The organism is Rhodopseudomonas sp. BR0C11 (assembly GCF_010820945.1).
Classification (GTDB): Bacteria; Pseudomonadota; Alphaproteobacteria; order Rhizobiales; family Xanthobacteraceae; genus Rhodopseudomonas; species Rhodopseudomonas palustris_H.
Map to the genome: position 1 here is coordinate 1 of NZ_QTKI01000832.1, position 525 is coordinate 525.

Below are 525 nucleotides of genomic sequence, written 5' to 3' on the forward strand. Positions count from 1 at the left end.
CTTCGAGGCTGGCGCGGATCAGATCGAGCTGCGCGCTCTCGGTCTTGACGATTTCGCGGATGGTGGCACGCGCCACTTCCCAGGCGTGGTCGGCGTCGCGCAGCTCCTCGCCCTCCGGATCCGGAATCAGTTCCTCGCCGATCCGGGTGTTGAAGAAATATCGCGGCATTCCGGCTCCCGATTGAACACCTCTGACAGGTGGCCATCACGGCGCCGATCCGCAACCCTTGTGGTGCAGCCCTGCCCTTCGCGCGCTGCGCCGTGCGGTGCTCGCAAACCGCGCGGTTTCGCGCTAACAGGTTCGGATGCCGCTCGATCCGGAAGCCGAAGCTCCGTCCAGCCAGCGCCCCGGCGCTGACGCGCCGCTGTCCTCGCAGATGCTCGCGGTCGGTGACGGCCACGAACTCTACATCGAAAGCAACGGCCGCGCCGACGGCATCCCCGCAGTGTATCTGCACGGCGGCCCGGGCAGCGGTTGCCAGGTCGATCATCGCCGGCTGTTCGATCCGCAACGCTTTCATGCTG

1 protein-coding gene and 1 pseudogene are annotated in these 525 nt (G+C 66.9%); one reads left to right on the plus strand and one right to left on the minus strand.

Features of this window, described 5'->3' with window-relative positions; translation table 11 throughout:
• A partial coding sequence (locus tag DYI24_RS28870) for a DUF6894 family protein (protein WP_502706401.1) occupies window positions 1-169 on the minus strand: 169 nt, incomplete at its 3' end.
• A gap of 136 nt (window positions 170-305) precedes the next feature.
• Here DYI24_RS28870 and DYI24_RS27665 point away from each other — a divergent pair.
• Window positions 306-525, plus strand: a pseudogene (locus DYI24_RS27665) (prolyl aminopeptidase); the annotation flags it as partial.